This window comes from Saccharopolyspora endophytica, assembly GCF_018070075.1.
Classification (GTDB): Bacteria; Actinomycetota; Actinomycetes; order Mycobacteriales; family Pseudonocardiaceae; genus Saccharopolyspora; species Saccharopolyspora endophytica.
On the sequence record NZ_JAGPXE010000004.1, the window covers coordinates 134,330 to 149,887 of the forward strand.

Genomic DNA, 15,558 nt, shown 5'->3' on the forward strand with positions numbered 1-15,558 from the left:
GCGCGTTGCGCACCGCCGATCGGCCGAACCGGGCCCACTCCGCCCAGTTCCGGACGATGGTCGGTATTTCGGTCGGCCGGTTTCCCGCTGCGGCTTTGACCCGTTTGGAGTCCTGCAGCCGTGTAGGGGATGAGGGGTAGCAGGGAAAGGATCTGATCGCATTGAGTGTGACGCCGTTTCGGCGACCGGCCAGGCAGAAGCCCCCCGCGATGCCCGACGGGGAACTGTCCTTGCAGGAGCCGCCCGTCATACCCGAGCAGGTCAGTGGCGGTTTCGGCGGTCTGCTGATGTACCTGCCGATGGCGCTGGGTTCCGGGGCCATGATGCTGATGTTCATGGGCCGCGGCGGTTCCGGCGGTTTCGGCGGCATCGGGCTCATCGTGGTGGCGCTGATGGCGGTGTCCATGCTGGCCATGGGTTTCGGCCAGATGGGGCGCAACATCGGCGAGCGCAAGCGCCGCCTCAAGGGCGAGCGCCGCGACTACCTGCGCTACCTGGGCCAGATGCGCAAGCAGGTCCGCCAGGTCGCGGTGGATCAGCGAAAGGCGTTGTCGTGGCGGCATCCTGACCCGTCGGGCCTGTGGTCGGTGGCGATGAGCGGACGGCTGTGGGAGCGGCGCTTGTCGCACGCCGACTTCGCCGAGGTCCGCATCGGCCGGTCCGCGCAGCGGCTGGCGATGAAGATGACGCCGGTGCAGTCCAAGCCGGTGGAGGACCTGGAGCCGCTGTCCGCTCGGGCGCTGCGCCGGTTCATCAAGGCATACACCACTGTGGACGATCTGCCGACGGCCCTGTTCCTGCGCGGTTTCTCGCAGGTGCAGATGCGCGGTGACGTCGAGGCCGCGCGCGGCCTGCTGCGCGCCGTGCTGGCGCAGCTGGTGACCTTCCACTCCCCCGACGACCTCAAGATCGCCGTGTGCGCGAGCTCCGACCGGGCGTCCGAGTGGGACTGGGTGAAGTGGCTGCCGCACGCCCAGCACGCCAGCCAGCAGGACGGCGCCGGTCACGTGCGGATGCTGACCAGCACGCTCGCCGAGCTGGAGGCCGTCGTCGGTCCGGACCTGGGCGACCGGGGCCGGTTCGAGGCCGGTGCGAGCCCGACCCGCGACGAGCCGTTCGTGGTGGTCGTCCTCGACGGCATCACCACCCCGGCGGAGTCCCGGCTGGCCGGTGCCGGCTACCGCAACGCGACCGTGCTCAACCTCGACATGTCCGGGACCGCCCAGCGCACGACGCTGCGCCTGGAGCTGGCGAGCGAAAAGATCGACATGATCCGGCTCAACCGCTCCGGCGCCGAGGTGCGCACCGAGCTGGGCACCCCGGACTCGCTGAGCCTGTCGCAGGTGACCTCGCTGGCGCGCACGCTGGCTCCGTTCCGGCTCAGCGCCACCACCGACATCGTCGAGCCGATGGTCACCGACTTCGACCTCGCCGCGCTGCTGGAGGTCGGCGAGATGGACAAGCTCGACGCCGCCCGCACCTGGGCGCGGACCTCGCCGCAGGACCGGCTGCGGGTGCCGATCGGCATCGCCGAGAACGGCACCAAGATCGAGCTGGACATCAAGGAGTCCGCGCAGGGCGGCATGGGCCCGCACGGCCTGCTGATCGGCGCGACGGGTTCGGGCAAGTCGGAGCTGCTGCGCACGCTGGTGGTCGCGATGGCGATCACGCACTCCTCGGAGTTCCTCAACTTCGTGCTGGTGGACTTCAAGGGCGGCGCGACGTTCCTGGGCCTGGACGAGCTGCCGCACACCTCGGCGGTGATCACCAACCTGGCCGACGAGGCACCGCTGGTCACCCGCATGCAGGACGCGCTGCAGGGCGAGATGGTGCGCCGCCAGGAGCTGCTGCGCTCGGCGGGCAACTACAGCTCGCTGCTGGAGTACGAGAAGGCCCGCGCCGCGGGCGCTCAGCTGGCTCCGATGCCGAGCCTGTTCCTGGTGGTCGACGAGTTCAGCGAGCTGCTGGCCTCGCACCCCGACTTCGCGGAGCTGTTCGTGATGATCGGCCGGCTGGGCCGGTCGCTGGGCGTGCACCTGCTGCTGGCCTCGCAGCGCATCGACGACGGCCGGATGCACAAGCTGGAGAGCCACCTGTCCTACCGGATCGGCCTGCGCACCTTCTCGGCGATGGAGAGCCGTTCGGTGATCGGTGTCCCGGACGCCTACCAGCTGCCGAGCGCGCCGGGCAACGGCTACCTGCGCTCGGACGTGGCCACCCTGTCGCGGTTCAAGGCCGCCTACGTCTCGGCGCCGTTCAAGCGGCGCACCGCGGAGCAGCGCAAGGCCGAGATCAGCCGCCAGGTGGTGACCTTCGGCGCCGCCCGGCTGCCCGACGCGCCCACCGCGCAGGTCCCGGAGCCGGAACCCGAGACCGAGGAGGAGTCGACCGAGACCCTGCTGCAGGTCGCGGTCAGCCGTCTCAAGGGCCAGGGCCCGCCGGCGCACCAGGTGTGGCTACCTCCGCTGGACGAGCCGCCGACGCTCGACGAGCTGCTGCCGCCGCTGGTCCCGGATGCCGACCACGGCCTGACCCCGATCAGCTGGCCGGGTCGCGGCAAGCTGCAGGTGCCGGTGGGCGTCATCGACAAGCCCTTCGACCAGGCCCGCGAGCTGTACATGGTGGACCTGTCCGGGGTCGGCGGGCACGTCGGCATCGCCGGTGGCCCGCAGGCGGGCAAGTCGACGATGCTGCGCACGCTCATCGCCGGTCTCGCGCTGACCCACACGCCCTCGGAGGTGCAGTTCTACTGCCTGGACTTCGGTGGCGGCACCCTGCAGACCCTCGGCGAGCTGCCGCACATCGGCGGCATCGCCGGGCGCATGGACAAAGAGCGGGTCAGCCGCACCGTGGCCGAGGTGCAGGGCGTGCTGGCCAAGCGCGAGGAGCTCTTCGCCGCGCACGGCGTGGAGAACATGGCCGAGTACCGGGAGCTGCGCCGCAAGGGCAAGATCCCGGAGGACTCCTTCGGCGACGTGTTCCTGGTGGTGGACAACTGGGGCACTCTGCGCAGCGACTTCGAGCAGCACGACCAGACGATCCGCTCGCTGGCCTCGCGCGGCCTGACCTACGGCATCCACCTGATGCTGACCACCGGCCGCTGGGCCGACATCCACAGCCAGCTGCGCGACCAGCTGGGAACCCGGCTGGAGCTGCGGCTGGGCGACTCGATCGACTCGGTGATCGACATGCGCGCGGCGGCGGGCGTTCCGCGCCAGCCGGGGCGCGGTCTGACGATGGACAAGCTGCACTTCCTGTCCGCGGTCCCGCGCCTGGACGGCCTGCGCCGGGTCGACGACCTGGCCAAGGGCGCCCGGATGCTGGCCGAGGCCGTTGCCGACAACTGGGACGGCGAGGACGCCGCCGGGGTCCGGATGCTGCCGTCGGTGCTGCCCGCCGGGCAGCTGCCCGAGCCGCAGGGCACGCTGCGGGTCGCGCTGGGCTGGGGCGAGGCGGACCTGCAGCCGGTGTGGCACGACTTCTCCACCCAGCCGCACCTGACGGTCCTCGGCGACACCGGCAGCGGCAAGACCGCGCTGCTGCGGTTGATCGCCGACGCGATCCCGAAGAACTACGCGCCGGGCGAGGCCGAGCTGATCCTGGTCGACTCGCGCCGCGTGCTGCTGGACGCGGTCCCGGACGCCTACCGGCGGGGTTTCGCGTTCTCGGCGACCGCCGCGAAGGACATCGTGGGCACCGCCGCGGGCGAGCTGCGCGAGCGGCTGCCCGGCGCGGACGTCACGCCGCAGCAGCTGCAGCGGCGCGACTGGTGGTCGGGCCCGGAGGTGTTCATCCTCGTCGACGACTACGACCTGCTGGCCAGCACCATGGGCGGTCCGCTGGACTCGCTGCTGGACCTGCTGCCGCAGGCCGCTGACATCGGTCTGCACGTGATCCTCACCCGCAGCGCCGCCGGTTCCTCGCGGCTGTCGATGGACTCGGTGGTGCGACGCATGCAGGAGTCCAACACGCCGGACCTGGCGTTCTCCTGCCCGCCCACGGAGATGCCGCTGCTCAACGGCATGCGCCCGCAGGTGCTGCCCACGGGCCGGGCGCACCTGGTGACCCGCCGCAGCGCGACGCTGATGCAGGCGGGCTGGCTGGAGCCGCGTCCGGCGGGAGACCGGGCGTGAGGGCGGCGGTCGCGGTGGTGGCCGGGGTGGTGCTCGCGATGGCACCGATCCCGGCCGCAGCCCAGCAGCAGCAGTGCGCGCAACCGGCGAATCACGTGGTGCCGCAGGAGGGTTGGGCCCTGCAACGCCTCGACCCGAGCCGCGTGTGGGGACTGACGACCGGCGAGTCGGTGACCGTCGCGGTCATCGGCACGGGTGTCAGCGCTGCGGCGCCGGCGCTGTCCGGTGCGGTGCTGTCCGGGCAGAGCCTCAGCGGCGGCGCGGGCGACGACGACTGCGCGGGCCGCGACACGTTCATGGCCGGGGTGATCGCGGCACGTCCGGCGGCGGGCACCGGTTTCACCGGCATCGCACCGGGCGCGCGGATCCTGCCGATCCGCATCACCAACGACCCGAAGGAGGTCGAGGCGGGCAAGCTGGCCTCGGCGATCCGCTCGGCCGCCGACGGCGGGGCGAAGGTGATCGCCGTGTCGGTCGGCACGGCCGCCGCCGACGGCGGGCTGCGCGCGGCGGTGTCCTACGCGCTGAGCAAGGACGCACTGGTCATCGCACCGTCCGATGTGGACGTGGGCGAGGACGCGATCCCCTACCCCGCCGCGTTCCCGGAGGCGCTGGCGGTCACCGGCATCACCGGCGCGGGCGAGCCGATCCAGCACGCGGCAGGCCCGCCCGCGCTGGTCGCGCCGGGCAACGAGGTGGTCGGCATCGCCCCGCGCGGCAGCGGTCAGCTGGTGGCCTCCGGCGGCGGCATCGGGGTCGCGTTCGTCGCGGGCACGGCCGCGCTGGTGCGGGCCTACCACCCGCAGCTGTCCGCGTCCCAGGTGCGAGAGCGCCTGCAGGACACCGCCGATCACCCGCCCGCCGAGCTGCCGGACCCGCAGCGCGGCTACGGCGTGGTCAACCCGGCGTCCGCGGTCACCTCGGTGCTGCCCGCCGAGTCCGGCGAGATGCCGATGGCCGCGGCCGCTCAACCGGTTCACCTGCCACCGACGCCGGTCGTCGACCCGCTGCCGCGACTGGTCGCGCTGCTGGTCACCGGCTCGGTGGGGCTGCTGGCGGTGCTCGGCGCGATCGGCGCGGTGCTGCTGCCGCGAGCCCGCGAGCGGGGCTGGCGGTCGGCGTGGCACGGCACCCCGAAGAACGGGGGCTAGGCTACGTGCGCGAGCAGAACTCGATCACGCCCGCTGCGGCGGCGCACATCGGTCGCGATCCGCGAATGACCCAACCGAAAAGTTCGAACGCGCGCGACTCCGGTGACCGGTCGGCACCGGTCCGGGATCAGGCAGGGGCGCGTTGATGACGTCGGGTGGAGCATCGGAGGTCTTCGGGCGGGACTCGGAGCTGGCGCAGCTGCGCGGGCTCGCCGGTGAGGTGGTGGCCGGTCGCGGCAACGTGCTCTGGCTCGAGGGTGAACCGGGCATCGGCAAGACGGCGCTGCTGCGCGCCCTGCTCGCCGAGGCCGAGCGCCTGGGCTGCGCGGTGCACCACGCCGCGGCCGACCAGCTCTCCCAGCGCTTCCCGCTGCGCGTGCTGCTGGACTGCCTCGCGGTGCACCCGAAGTCCGACGACCCCGAGATCCTCGGGATCCACGAACGCCTGCGCCTGGCCAGCGACGACCCGGTCCCGGCGATCGCCGAGCAGCTCATCTCGCTGGTCGAGAAGCTGTGCGCGGCGGGCTCCCTGGTGCTGGCCGTGGACGACGTGCAGTGGGCGGACGAGTCCAGCCTGCTGGTGTGGCACCGGCTGAGCCGGCTCGCCGAGCACCTGCCGCTGCTGCTGGTGGCGGCGATCCGCCCGTCCGGCAGCCGCACCGAGCTCGGCGTGGTGCGCGGCGAGGACCGCGCTGCGGTGCGGATCTCGGTCCCGCCGCTGGACGAGGCGGCCACGGCGGACCTGGCCGCGCACCTGACCGGCGCCGCCGAGGTCGGGCCCGCGCTGCTGGAGACGCTGGGCCGCGCGGCCGGAAACCCCCGCTACGTGCGGGAGATGGTGCTGGCGCTGGCGCGCGAGAACCACCTCGACGCCGACGCTGCGCGCGCGGAGCTCACCCCGGACATGACCGACGGCGCGCTGCCGCGCTCGCTGGCCGAGGCCATCGCCGCCCGGCTGGGCTTCGTCGGCAGCGACACCATCGGGCTGCTGCGGATGGCGGCGCTGCTGGGCCCCACGTTCTCGGTGACCGATCTGCGCACCGTCTCCGAGCGCCCGGTGGTGGCCCTGGTGGGCTGCGTGGAGGAGGCCCTGACCGCCGGTCTGCTGGTGGAGTCGGGGTCGCGGTTGACCTTCCAGCACGGGCTGATCCGCCAAGCGCTGCACGAGACCACGCCGACCGCCCTGAGGCTGGCGCTGCACCACCAGGCCGCCCGCGCGCTGGCGTCGTCCGGCGCTCCCGTGGAGCGCATCGGCGAGCAGCTGCTGGCCTCGATCTCCGTCGACGACGCCGAGATCGACGACTGGGGCCTGGACTGGCTGGTCGACAACAGCCGGATGCTGGCCCACCGCGCGCCGGACTGCGCCGAAGCGCTCCTCGGCAGCGCGATCCCGCTGCTGTCCACGCACGACCCGCGGCGTGAGTGCTTGCGCACCGCACGGGTTCTGGCGATGGTGCAGCTGGGGCGCCCGGAGCAGGCGCGCGAGCTCAGCGAACGCGCGCTGGCCGACACCCACGACCCGTCGTGCGCGGCGGAGCTCAGCTGGTACCTGGCGTGGTCGCTGGCCGTGCTCGGGCTCGACGACCTGGCCACCGAGGTGGTCGAGAAGGCTTTGCGGACACCGGGTTTCGACCGGCCGTGGCTGGCGCGGATGCACGAGGTGCTCGGGCAGGTCATGCTCTCGCGCGGGCACTTCGAGGCCGCGGACGCCGCGGTGGAGCGCGCGCTGGCCGAAGCCCGCCCCGCCCGCGACGGTTTCGCCCTCGGCCTCGCCCTGCACGTGCGCGGAGCCGCGATGGCGCGCCGGTGCGACCTGGCCGAGGCGGTGATCTGCTACGAGCAGGCGGGCGCCGCCCTGGGAGACGCACCGGAGAACACCGATCTTCGGCTGACGGTGCTCGGCAACCGGATGATGCTGCTGTTCGGCCTGGGCCAGGCGGCGGAGGCCGAGGGCGCCCTGCACGAGATGCTCGCCATCGCCGAGCGTTCCGCGACCCCGGCGCGGCTGGCCGCGGTGCGCCTGTCGGCGGCCAACCACTACTACACGATTGGCCGGTGGGAGGACGCGACAGCCGAGCTGGACGCGGCCACCGAGCTCGCCGACCGGCTCGACGAGGCGGGACGCCGCTGGCTGCACGGTCTTTCGGCGCTGCTGGCGGGTCACCGCGACGACAGGTCGACGCTGCTGCGCAGCCTGCAGGCCGCCGGCTGCGAGGAGAACCCGGCCACCCGCTCGGCCGCGGAGTTCCTGCTGCTGGCGGGTGCGATGCGCGCGGAGACCGAGTCGGATCCGCAGCGCGCCGTGCGGCTGCTGGCGGAGGCGCTGACCGAGGGCAAGCGGTTCGGCACCCGCTACCTGTGGCTGCCGAACCTGGTGCGGCTGGCGATCGAGACCGGCGAGACCGGGATCGCAGGCCGGGCCACGGACGCGTGCGCCGAGGACGCCGCGGTCGGTGCGGTGCCCAACATCGTCGCCGCCTCGCAGCACTGCCGCGGCCTGCTGGAGCGGGATCCGACGGCGCTGCGGGCCGCGATCGAGCTCTACAGCAAGACCAGCCAGCCGCCCAGGTACGCGCGAGCGCTGGAGGACATGGCGGTGGTGCTGGCCGAGCGCGGCGAGTCCGCGCAGGCGCGCACCGCCTACGGGCGGGCCGTGAAGGTCTACCAGAAGCTCGGCGCGACCTGGGACCTGCGGCGTGCGGACGCGCGGATGCGCCCGCACGGCGTGCGGCACGCGCGGGGCCGGCGGCACCGCGCCACCAACGGCTGGGAGTCGCTGACGCCGACGGAGCGGCAGATCGCCCACCTGGTGGCCGACGGGCTGCCCAACCCGGACATCGCGGCGGCGCTGTTCTCCTCCCGGCGCACGGTGGAGGTCCACGTCTCGCACATCCTGGCCAAGCTCGGCGTGCGGTCGCGCGTGGAGATCGCGGTGGAGGCGACGCGGCACGGTGGCGAGGAGATGCGCAGCGACTCCAGATCCGCGTGACGCCTGAATCGGTGCCGCAGAGTCACGGTTTCGGTGCGATGATCACGCGTTAGGCCGATCGCGCACGGCACTCAACGCGACCCCGCGCACCGACGAGCTCACGCCGTGTCACCGATCACAGCACCGTCATCGTTCGTTCACAGGAGCTTTATTTTTCCGACCGACTGGTTGGTTCGGCACATGGGGACGGAACACGGCAAATCGACCACCCCCGTGCTCATCTGAGCGCCACGCGGGCACCACGGAGAAAAACTACGTGAGCTCCCGGATTTCCCCCGTTCGAGCTAACGGGCAAGCTCATCGCTGCCATCCGGAGATCCCGTTTCCGGTCGTCCTCCTCCCGATCTTTCCGGGATTTGTGAACGATTCACCGACGGGGCAGACAACCGAATGAAGAAGCCACATGACGCTAGTCGGAGATCCGCGATCCGCGATCGCATTCGAACGGGCCCACGCCTCCTCCACGAACAGAGGTGGTGAGCACACGATTCGGAACACTGATACGACGTTGAAGTCGCTCTACGACGACCACTACGTGAGATTGCTGGCGTACGTGAACAGAATCCTCTCCGATCCGCACCACGCCGAGGACGTCGTGCAGGAGACGATGCTCCGAGCCTGGCAGCACGCGGACACCCTGACGCCGGAGCGCGGCTCGGTCTGGGGCTGGCTGACCAGGGTGGCGCACAACATCGCCATCGACCGCATCCGCGCCCGCCGCGCGCGCCCCACCGAGGTCGACGAATCCGCAGGCAGCAGCTCCGCCGAGTACGACGCCGACCACGCCGACGCCGTGGTCAACCGGGTCGTGGTGGCCACCATGGTCAACAAGCTGGGGCCCGCGCACCGCTCGGTGCTCTACGAGGTCTACTTCGCCGACCACACCGCGACCAGGGCCGCGAGCTCGCTGGGCATTCCGCCGGGAACGGTGAAATCCCGGCTGCACCACGCCCTGAGGAACCTCAAAACCACCATGGAACCCCGTTCCCGGGATCCTTTTCGCGCGAAATCCTGAGAGCGGTCCCACCGCGGGGAAACGTCCGACATCCCATTGCGATGTGACAATGCGACGGCGAACGTCCCACCGAGTTCGATTTCGCGGTTTCCGAAACGATTCAAGGGCAGCCGCACGAATTCCTGTGGATGAGACTCGACTCCAATCTATGTGTTTGCGGCGAGGAATCGGGATCGGCTATTCGGCGCAACAACAGGCGGGCGGCAGTGGTGCCGATCTCCGCACTCGGTTGAGCGATCACGGTCAACCGGGGCGAGAACCAATCCGCCCACGGGAAATCGTCGAATCCCACCAGAGCCACGTCGTCGGGCACCCGCAGACCGGCCTCGCTGATCGCCCGCATGGCACCGATGGTCATGCTGTTGTTGGCCGCGATGACCGCCGTCGGCGCGTCCGGCCGCGCCAGCAGCCCGGCGGTGACCCGCGTCGCGCGCTCGCTCTCCGAAGCGCCCTCCACCAGCAGCTGCTCGTCGAAGCCGATCCCGTTGCGCGCCAGGCCGTCCCGGTATCCGCGCAGCCGCTCCTCGGTCGTGGTCAACCCGCCCAGCCCGGAGACCATCGCGATCCGGGTGTGCCCCAGCTCGGCGAGGTGGTCGACCAGCATCGCGGTGGGCTCGGCGTTGTCCGGCCCGACCTGGTCGTAGCGGTCGTCGCTGAGCCGGTCGGTGAGCACGACCGGAACCCGTTGCGCGTCCAGGTATTCCAGCGCGCGCGCCGGTTCGGCCGAGGGCGCCAGGATCACCCCGTCCACCCGGCGCTCGTGCATGCTGCGGGCCACGGTGAGCTCGTGGTCGGGGTCGTCGCGCGGGTCGGCCAGCAGCAGCGTGTAGCCCTGCCGCACCGCCTCTGACTCGATGCCCTGCAGCACCTGGCCGAAGTAGGGGTTGGAGATCGCCGACATCACCACGGCGATGGACCGCGACCCGCCGGTGGCCAGCGAGCGCGCGAGGGTGTTCGGGCTGTACCCGGTCTCGGCGATCGCGGCCTGCACGACCTGCCGGGTCTCCTCGCGCACCGTGCGGGTGCCGTTGATGACGTGCGAGACCGTCGCGGTGGACACTCCCGCGACGCGCGCTACGTCGGCCATGGTCGCCATCGACAAGCACTCCTTCGGGCTCGATCGGGTGAGGGGAAGCATACCCGGCAAACGCTTGCGCAAGCGCTTAACTTGGACTTACAGTGCCGAGCACTCAAAGCGGAGGCCGCGCCGAGGCGCGCACATCGACCCGCACCGCCGCGGGTCCGGGGAGGACGAGAGCACCCATGACCACATCAAGGGCCCCGGAGACGTCCGCGCCCCCTCGCGCACGGCGCGGGGCCGTGCTCGGCGCGTCGACCATCGCCGCGCTCGGCGGTCTGCTCTTCGGCTACGACACCGGCGTGATCTCGGCGGCGCTGCTCTACATCGCCCCGGAGTTCTCGCTGTCCGACGGCATGCAGCAGTTCGTGGTGGCGTCCCTGCTGCTCGGCGCGATCGTCGGCTCGATCGGCGCGGGACCCGTGGTCGACCGCATCGGCCGCAAGGTCACCCTGATCGCCCTGTCGGCCGTGTTCTCCGCGGGCGCGCTGCTGTCGGCGCTGGCCCCGGACACCACGATCCTGGTCGTGGCGCGGGTCCTGCTGGGCCTGGCCATCGGCGGTTCGTCGCTGGTGGTGCCGACCTACATCGCCGAGATCGCCCCGCCGACGCTGCGCGGCCGGCTGGTGTCGATGAACCAGCTGATGATCACCATCGGCATCTTCGCGTCCTACCTCGTCGGCTACGCCTTCGCCGAGAGCGGCGGCTGGCGCTGGATGGTCGGACTGGCCGTGGTGCCGTCGCTGGTCATGCTGGCCGGCCTGTTCACGCTGGCCGAGAGCCCGCGCTGGCTGCTCTCGCGCGGCCGGACCGAGGACGCCCGCAAGGCGCTGCTGCGCACGCACTCCGCGGCTGACGCCGACGCCTCGCTGGCGGAGATGTCCGAGGCGATGCGCGAGGAGAGCAAGTTCAGCTACCGGGACCTGCTGAGCCCGAAGCTGCGTCCCGCCGTGCTGCTCGGCTTCGCGGTCGCCGCCACCAACCAGCTGGTCGGCGTCAACGCGGTCATCTACTACGCACCCACGATCCTCAAGCAGGCCGGGCTCGGCGACTCCGCAGCGATCCTGTCCTCGGTCGGCATCGGCGCCGCCAACATGATCTTCACGATGATCGCGCTGCTGTTCATCGACAAGGTGGGCCGCCGCCCGCTGCTGCTGGGCGGCACGAGCGTGGTCATCCTGGTGCTGTTCGGGCTGGGCGCGCTGTACCTGCTGCCCAGCGTGCACGGGCTGGGACTGCTGCTCACCGGCGGGCTGATGCTCTACGAGGCGGCGTTCGCGGCGAGCCTGGGTCTGGCGATCTGGCTGATCAACAGCGAGGTGTTCCCGACCGCGGTGCGCGGCAAGGCCGCCGGTGTCGGCACGGTGACGCACTGGGGCCTGGACTTCCTGATCTCCATCTCGGTGCTGACGCTGATCAACGCGCTGACCCCGACCGGCCTGTTCTGGATCTACGGCCTGCTGGGCGTCCTCGGCCTGGTCTACCTGTGGCGGAACCTGCCGGAGACGAAGAATCGCACGCTGGAGGACATCGAGAGCTCGCTGCGCAAGGGGAAGCAGGCGTGATCCCCCGGCACCACGACGGCCTGCCCGGCCTGCTCGACCGCGCCCGGGCGCTGGCCTCGACCGGCTCGCGCCGCGTCCTGGGCATCGCGGGCGGGCCCGGTTCCGGGAAGGGCACGCTGGCCGAGAAGCTGGTCGGCGAACTGGGTTCGGCGGCCGTGGTGGTGCCGATGGACGGTTTCCACCTGGCCGAGGCGGAGTTGCACCGCCTCGGCCGGCGGGACCGCAAGGGCGCCCCGGACACCTTCGACGCGGCGGGCTACGTCGCGCTGCTGCGCCGAATCCGCGAGGCCACCGAGACGGTGTACGCGCCGCGGTTCCACCGCGAGGTCGAGGAGTCCTGCGCGGGCGCCATCGCGGTCGACCCCGACGTCCCGCTGGTCATCACCGAGGGCAACTACCTGCTGCTCGACCAGGCTCCCTGGTCCGGGGTCCGGCCCCTGCTCGACGAGTCCTGGTTCCTGCACCAGTCCGACGACGAGCTCGTCTCCCGCCTGGTCGAACGGCACGTCCACCACGGCAAGACCCGCGCCGAGGCCGAGGACTGGGTCCACCGCAGCGACATGCGCAACGCCCGGCTCATCACCCCCACCAGCACCCGAGCGGACCTCCTGATCACCGACTTCTGACGTGGATCAGGAAATCACTCCGCTCGGCGGTGCGGGTAGCGGAACCCGTCGCTCCGCCGCCCACCACCAGCCGTGGGTTCAGGACTGGGGGCGGTTGTGATCGAGCGCATCGCTTCGTCGATTGGCACGGGTGGCGAACCCGCGCATACGGTCGGAGGTGGAACCGCACACCTCTAGTTTGAGAGCGAAACCCCATGGCGAAGATCCTGTTCGTGCTCACCGGCGCGGACCACTGGACGCTCAACGACGGCACGAAGCACCCCACGGGGTTCTGGGCCGAGGAGTTCGCGGCACCGTACGAGGCCTTCACCGACGCGGGCCACGAGGTCGTGATCGCCTCCCCGGGCGCGGTGGTGCCCCCGGTCGACCGAGGCAGCCTGAGCGCCGACGCCAACGGCGGGCAGGAAGCCGCCGACCGCGTCGCCGCGATCCTGGACGACGCCACCGAGCTGAAGAACCCGATCGACCTGGCGAAGGTGAACCCGGCCGACTACGACGCGGTGTTCTACCCGGGCGGGCACGGCCCGATGGAGGACCTCGCGGTCAACGCCGACTCCGCTCGCGTCCTCACCGAGACCCTCGACTCCGGCAAGCCCCTGGCGATCGTCTGCCACGCCCCGGCCGCGCTGCTGGCCACCGCACGGGGCGGCGAGTCCCCGTTCCGCGGTTACTCGCTCACGGCCTTCACCAACTCCGAGGAGATCCAGGCAGGCCTGGCGGACAAGGCCCCGTGGCTGCTGCAGGACCGCCTCGCCGATCTCGGCGTCACCTTCGACGAGGGCACGCCCTGGTCCCCCAACGTCGTGGTCGACCGCAACCTCTACACGGGCCAGAACCCGGCGTCCTCGGCCCCGCTCGCCCAGCGGGTCCTCAAAGCGCTCTGACCCCAGCAGCTTTCGCCTGCCCTGAAACGAGACCGGTCCCGACACGACGCGCGTGTCGGGACCGGTCTCGTTCGGGGGCGATCAGATCGAGGAGGGGTAGCGCTGAGGCGAGGAGGCTTCCCTCTCCCCCTCGCCTCAGCACGGTGTTTGCTGCTCGCGAACACCGACCCCCAGGGTGACGTGGCGCGGCGTCAACCGGTCGCCGGCGGCGGGGCGTCGGGCCGGCTCCCGTGCGCGAGATCCGCGCGCGTTCGCCCGGCACTGCGGCGACGCCTCCAGGGTATGGCCGGTGATCATCTGACCTCCAGTTCGTTCTCGCACAGTCAGCGCCGGAAATCAGGAACCGATTGCTGCACCAGGAGCCCCCTGCCCCGTAGGATCGCTCCCTCGATCTCACGAAAGAGGGGTGTGCCTCGGTGTTGGCCGGCGACGATCGGGAGTGCCTGGGACGGCTGCGCGACATGCAGCGCGAGGCCGCCGAGCCCGGTGGGTTGCGCCGGTTGCTCACCCGCTTCGCCGACGAGGTCGGGGGGTCCGCGGCGCTGTTCGACGCTGCGGGCAAGCCCATCGCCAGCGCACCCGCCCGCGCTCTGCCCGAGGAGGTCGTCGACACCGCGCGCCGCGTGCGGCTGGGCGAGCACCGGTCCGTCGTCGAGCACGACGGGCACGACCAGCTCGCGGCGTTCGCCATCAGCGGCGAACCCGGCGCGCCCACGCTGGCGCTGGCCGGATCGGCGCTCGACCGCTTCACCTCCGAACCGAGGCGCACCGACTCCCTGCGCGTGCTGGCGCTGACCTGGCAGGCCCAGCACGCGCACGAGCGGTCCAGGCTGGTGGAGGCCGCCAACGACCAGGTCCGCGAGGCCGTGCTGCACCTGCTGATGGACGGCGGGCTGGCCACCGCGCACCGCACGGCCGAGGCGCTCGGCGACTCGCTGCCGGACCCGATGCGGGTGTGGGTCGTGGAAGTCGGTTCCCTCGACAAGGGCGAGCGCGACGCGATCGCCGACGAGCTGATCCGCATCACCGACGGCCGGGCCTGGATGATCAAGTGCCCGGTGTACAGCGGGCACCTCATCCCCGCGGTCGCGCCCATGAGCCACGAGGAGGAGCAGGCCTGCCTGCGGGAGCTGGTGGCGAAGGCCAACGCCGACATCGGCCGGATCAGCGCGGGCATCAGCACCGTCCTCCCGCTGCGGGACTTCCCCACCGGCTACCAGCAGGCGTTCCACGCGCTGGCGCACGCGCGCGGCAACGCCGAGCGCTTCGCGACCTTCCGCCGCAGCCACGACCTCGCCGCCGAACTCACCGGCCGCGGGCAGGACTGGGCGCGGCGGGTGCTGGCACCGCTGGAGGACTTCGAACCCGCGCGCCCCCAGGACCCGTCGCGCGACGACCTGCGCAGCACCCTCATGTCGTGGCTGGCGTTCCACCAGCAGGCCACCCGGCACCTCAAGATCCACCGCAACACCCTCAGCGGTCGGCTGCACAAGATCGGTGGGCTGCTGGGCCGCGACCTGCACCGGCTCCCCGACCAGGCGGAGCTGGACCTCGCGCTGCGGCTGCACGGCGGCCCCGAGGCGCCGCGGTCACCGCGCGACATCGACGATCTGCTGCGCGGCGAGGAGGTTCGCCATTGGGCGGAGGTGCTGATCGCGCCGCTGCGGGACTCACCGCGACTCGTCGACACCGTGCGGGCTTGGCTGCTGGCCGACGCCAGGACGAGCCTCGCCGCCGAGGCGCTGGGCACCTCCGCCGCGGCGGTCCGCAAGCGACTGGTCAGCGCCGAGCAGCTGCTGGAGCGATCGCTGCTGAACTCCCCCTCGCTGAGCTACGACCTGCACTTCGCGTTCCGCGCGCTCGACTGACGACCGGCGCGCGGATCCAGGGGCTGAAAAATCGTGACCCGAGAATTGAACCGTAGTAGGCTCGAATACGTGCCCCCGCTTCTTTCCGCTCTGCGGGTGGAAATCGAAAAAGGGGAAATGCAACCGAATCCGTGAATGCGGCACCGCGATGGCCGCTCTGCCCACGGCGGACACCTCAGCTGGGAAAACGGGAATCCACTGGCGCGCTGGCGGTTTCACGACGACCACCTTCCGGAGATGCTCTTGATC

9 protein-coding genes are annotated in these 15,558 nt (G+C 71.6%); 8 read left to right on the plus strand and 1 reads right to left on the minus strand.

The window, feature by feature from the left end:
- Window positions 1-209 precede the first annotated feature (209 nt).
- The 4 genes from eccCa to KBO27_RS11230 all read left to right on the plus strand — a co-directional run bounded on the left by eccCa (window position 210) and on the right by KBO27_RS11230 (window position 9,288).
- Entirely contained in the window at window positions 210-4,133 is a 3,924-nt protein-coding gene (eccCa, locus tag KBO27_RS11215) for a type VII secretion protein EccCa (RefSeq protein ID WP_246536877.1), read from the plus strand.
- Complete coding sequence (locus KBO27_RS11220; protein ID WP_210969934.1) at window positions 4,130-5,284, plus strand: S8 family serine peptidase; 1,155 nt, start codon at window positions 4,130-4,132, stop codon at window positions 5,282-5,284. The genes eccCa and KBO27_RS11220 overlap by 4 nt, the downstream gene beginning before the upstream one ends.
- 145 nt (window positions 5,285-5,429) lie before the next feature.
- Window positions 5,430-8,273 (plus strand): helix-turn-helix transcriptional regulator, encoded by a 2,844-nt coding sequence (locus tag KBO27_RS11225; protein WP_210969935.1) that lies wholly within the window; start codon window positions 5,430-5,432, stop codon window positions 8,271-8,273.
- 508 nt (window positions 8,274-8,781) lie between these two features.
- Window positions 8,782-9,288 (plus strand): sigma-70 family RNA polymerase sigma factor, encoded by a 507-nt coding sequence (locus KBO27_RS11230; RefSeq protein WP_246536878.1) that lies wholly within the window; start codon window positions 8,782-8,784, stop codon window positions 9,286-9,288.
- Window positions 9,289-9,388: 100 nt separating this feature from the next.
- Here the strand turns inward: KBO27_RS11230 and KBO27_RS11235 are convergent, their stop codons facing one another.
- Complete coding sequence (locus tag KBO27_RS11235; protein ID WP_210969937.1) at window positions 9,389-10,384, minus strand: LacI family DNA-binding transcriptional regulator; 996 nt, start codon at window positions 10,382-10,384, stop codon at window positions 9,389-9,391.
- Between the two features lie 167 nt (window positions 10,385-10,551).
- Here KBO27_RS11235 and KBO27_RS11240 point away from each other — a divergent pair, with 167 nt between their 5' ends.
- From KBO27_RS11240 to KBO27_RS11255, 4 genes are all read left to right on the plus strand, one after another.
- The gene (locus KBO27_RS11240) at window positions 10,552-11,931 is read left to right on the plus strand and encodes a sugar porter family MFS transporter (protein WP_210969938.1); all 1,380 of its coding nucleotides are present in this window, start codon (window positions 10,552-10,554) and stop codon (window positions 11,929-11,931) included.
- Window positions 11,931-12,557: a nucleoside/nucleotide kinase family protein gene (locus tag KBO27_RS11245; protein WP_372448845.1), complete on the plus strand. Its 627-nt coding sequence runs from the start codon at window positions 11,931-11,933 to the stop codon at window positions 12,555-12,557. The genes KBO27_RS11240 and KBO27_RS11245 overlap by 1 nt, the downstream gene beginning before the upstream one ends.
- A gap of 194 nt (window positions 12,558-12,751) precedes the next feature.
- Window positions 12,752-13,441, plus strand: a complete 690-nt coding sequence (locus KBO27_RS11250; protein WP_210969939.1) for a type 1 glutamine amidotransferase domain-containing protein — start codon at window positions 12,752-12,754, stop codon at window positions 13,439-13,441.
- Between the two features lie 416 nt (window positions 13,442-13,857).
- Window positions 13,858-15,309 (plus strand): PucR family transcriptional regulator, encoded by a 1,452-nt coding sequence (locus tag KBO27_RS11255; protein WP_210969940.1) that lies wholly within the window; start codon window positions 13,858-13,860, stop codon window positions 15,307-15,309.
- Window positions 15,310-15,558 lie beyond the last annotated feature (249 nt).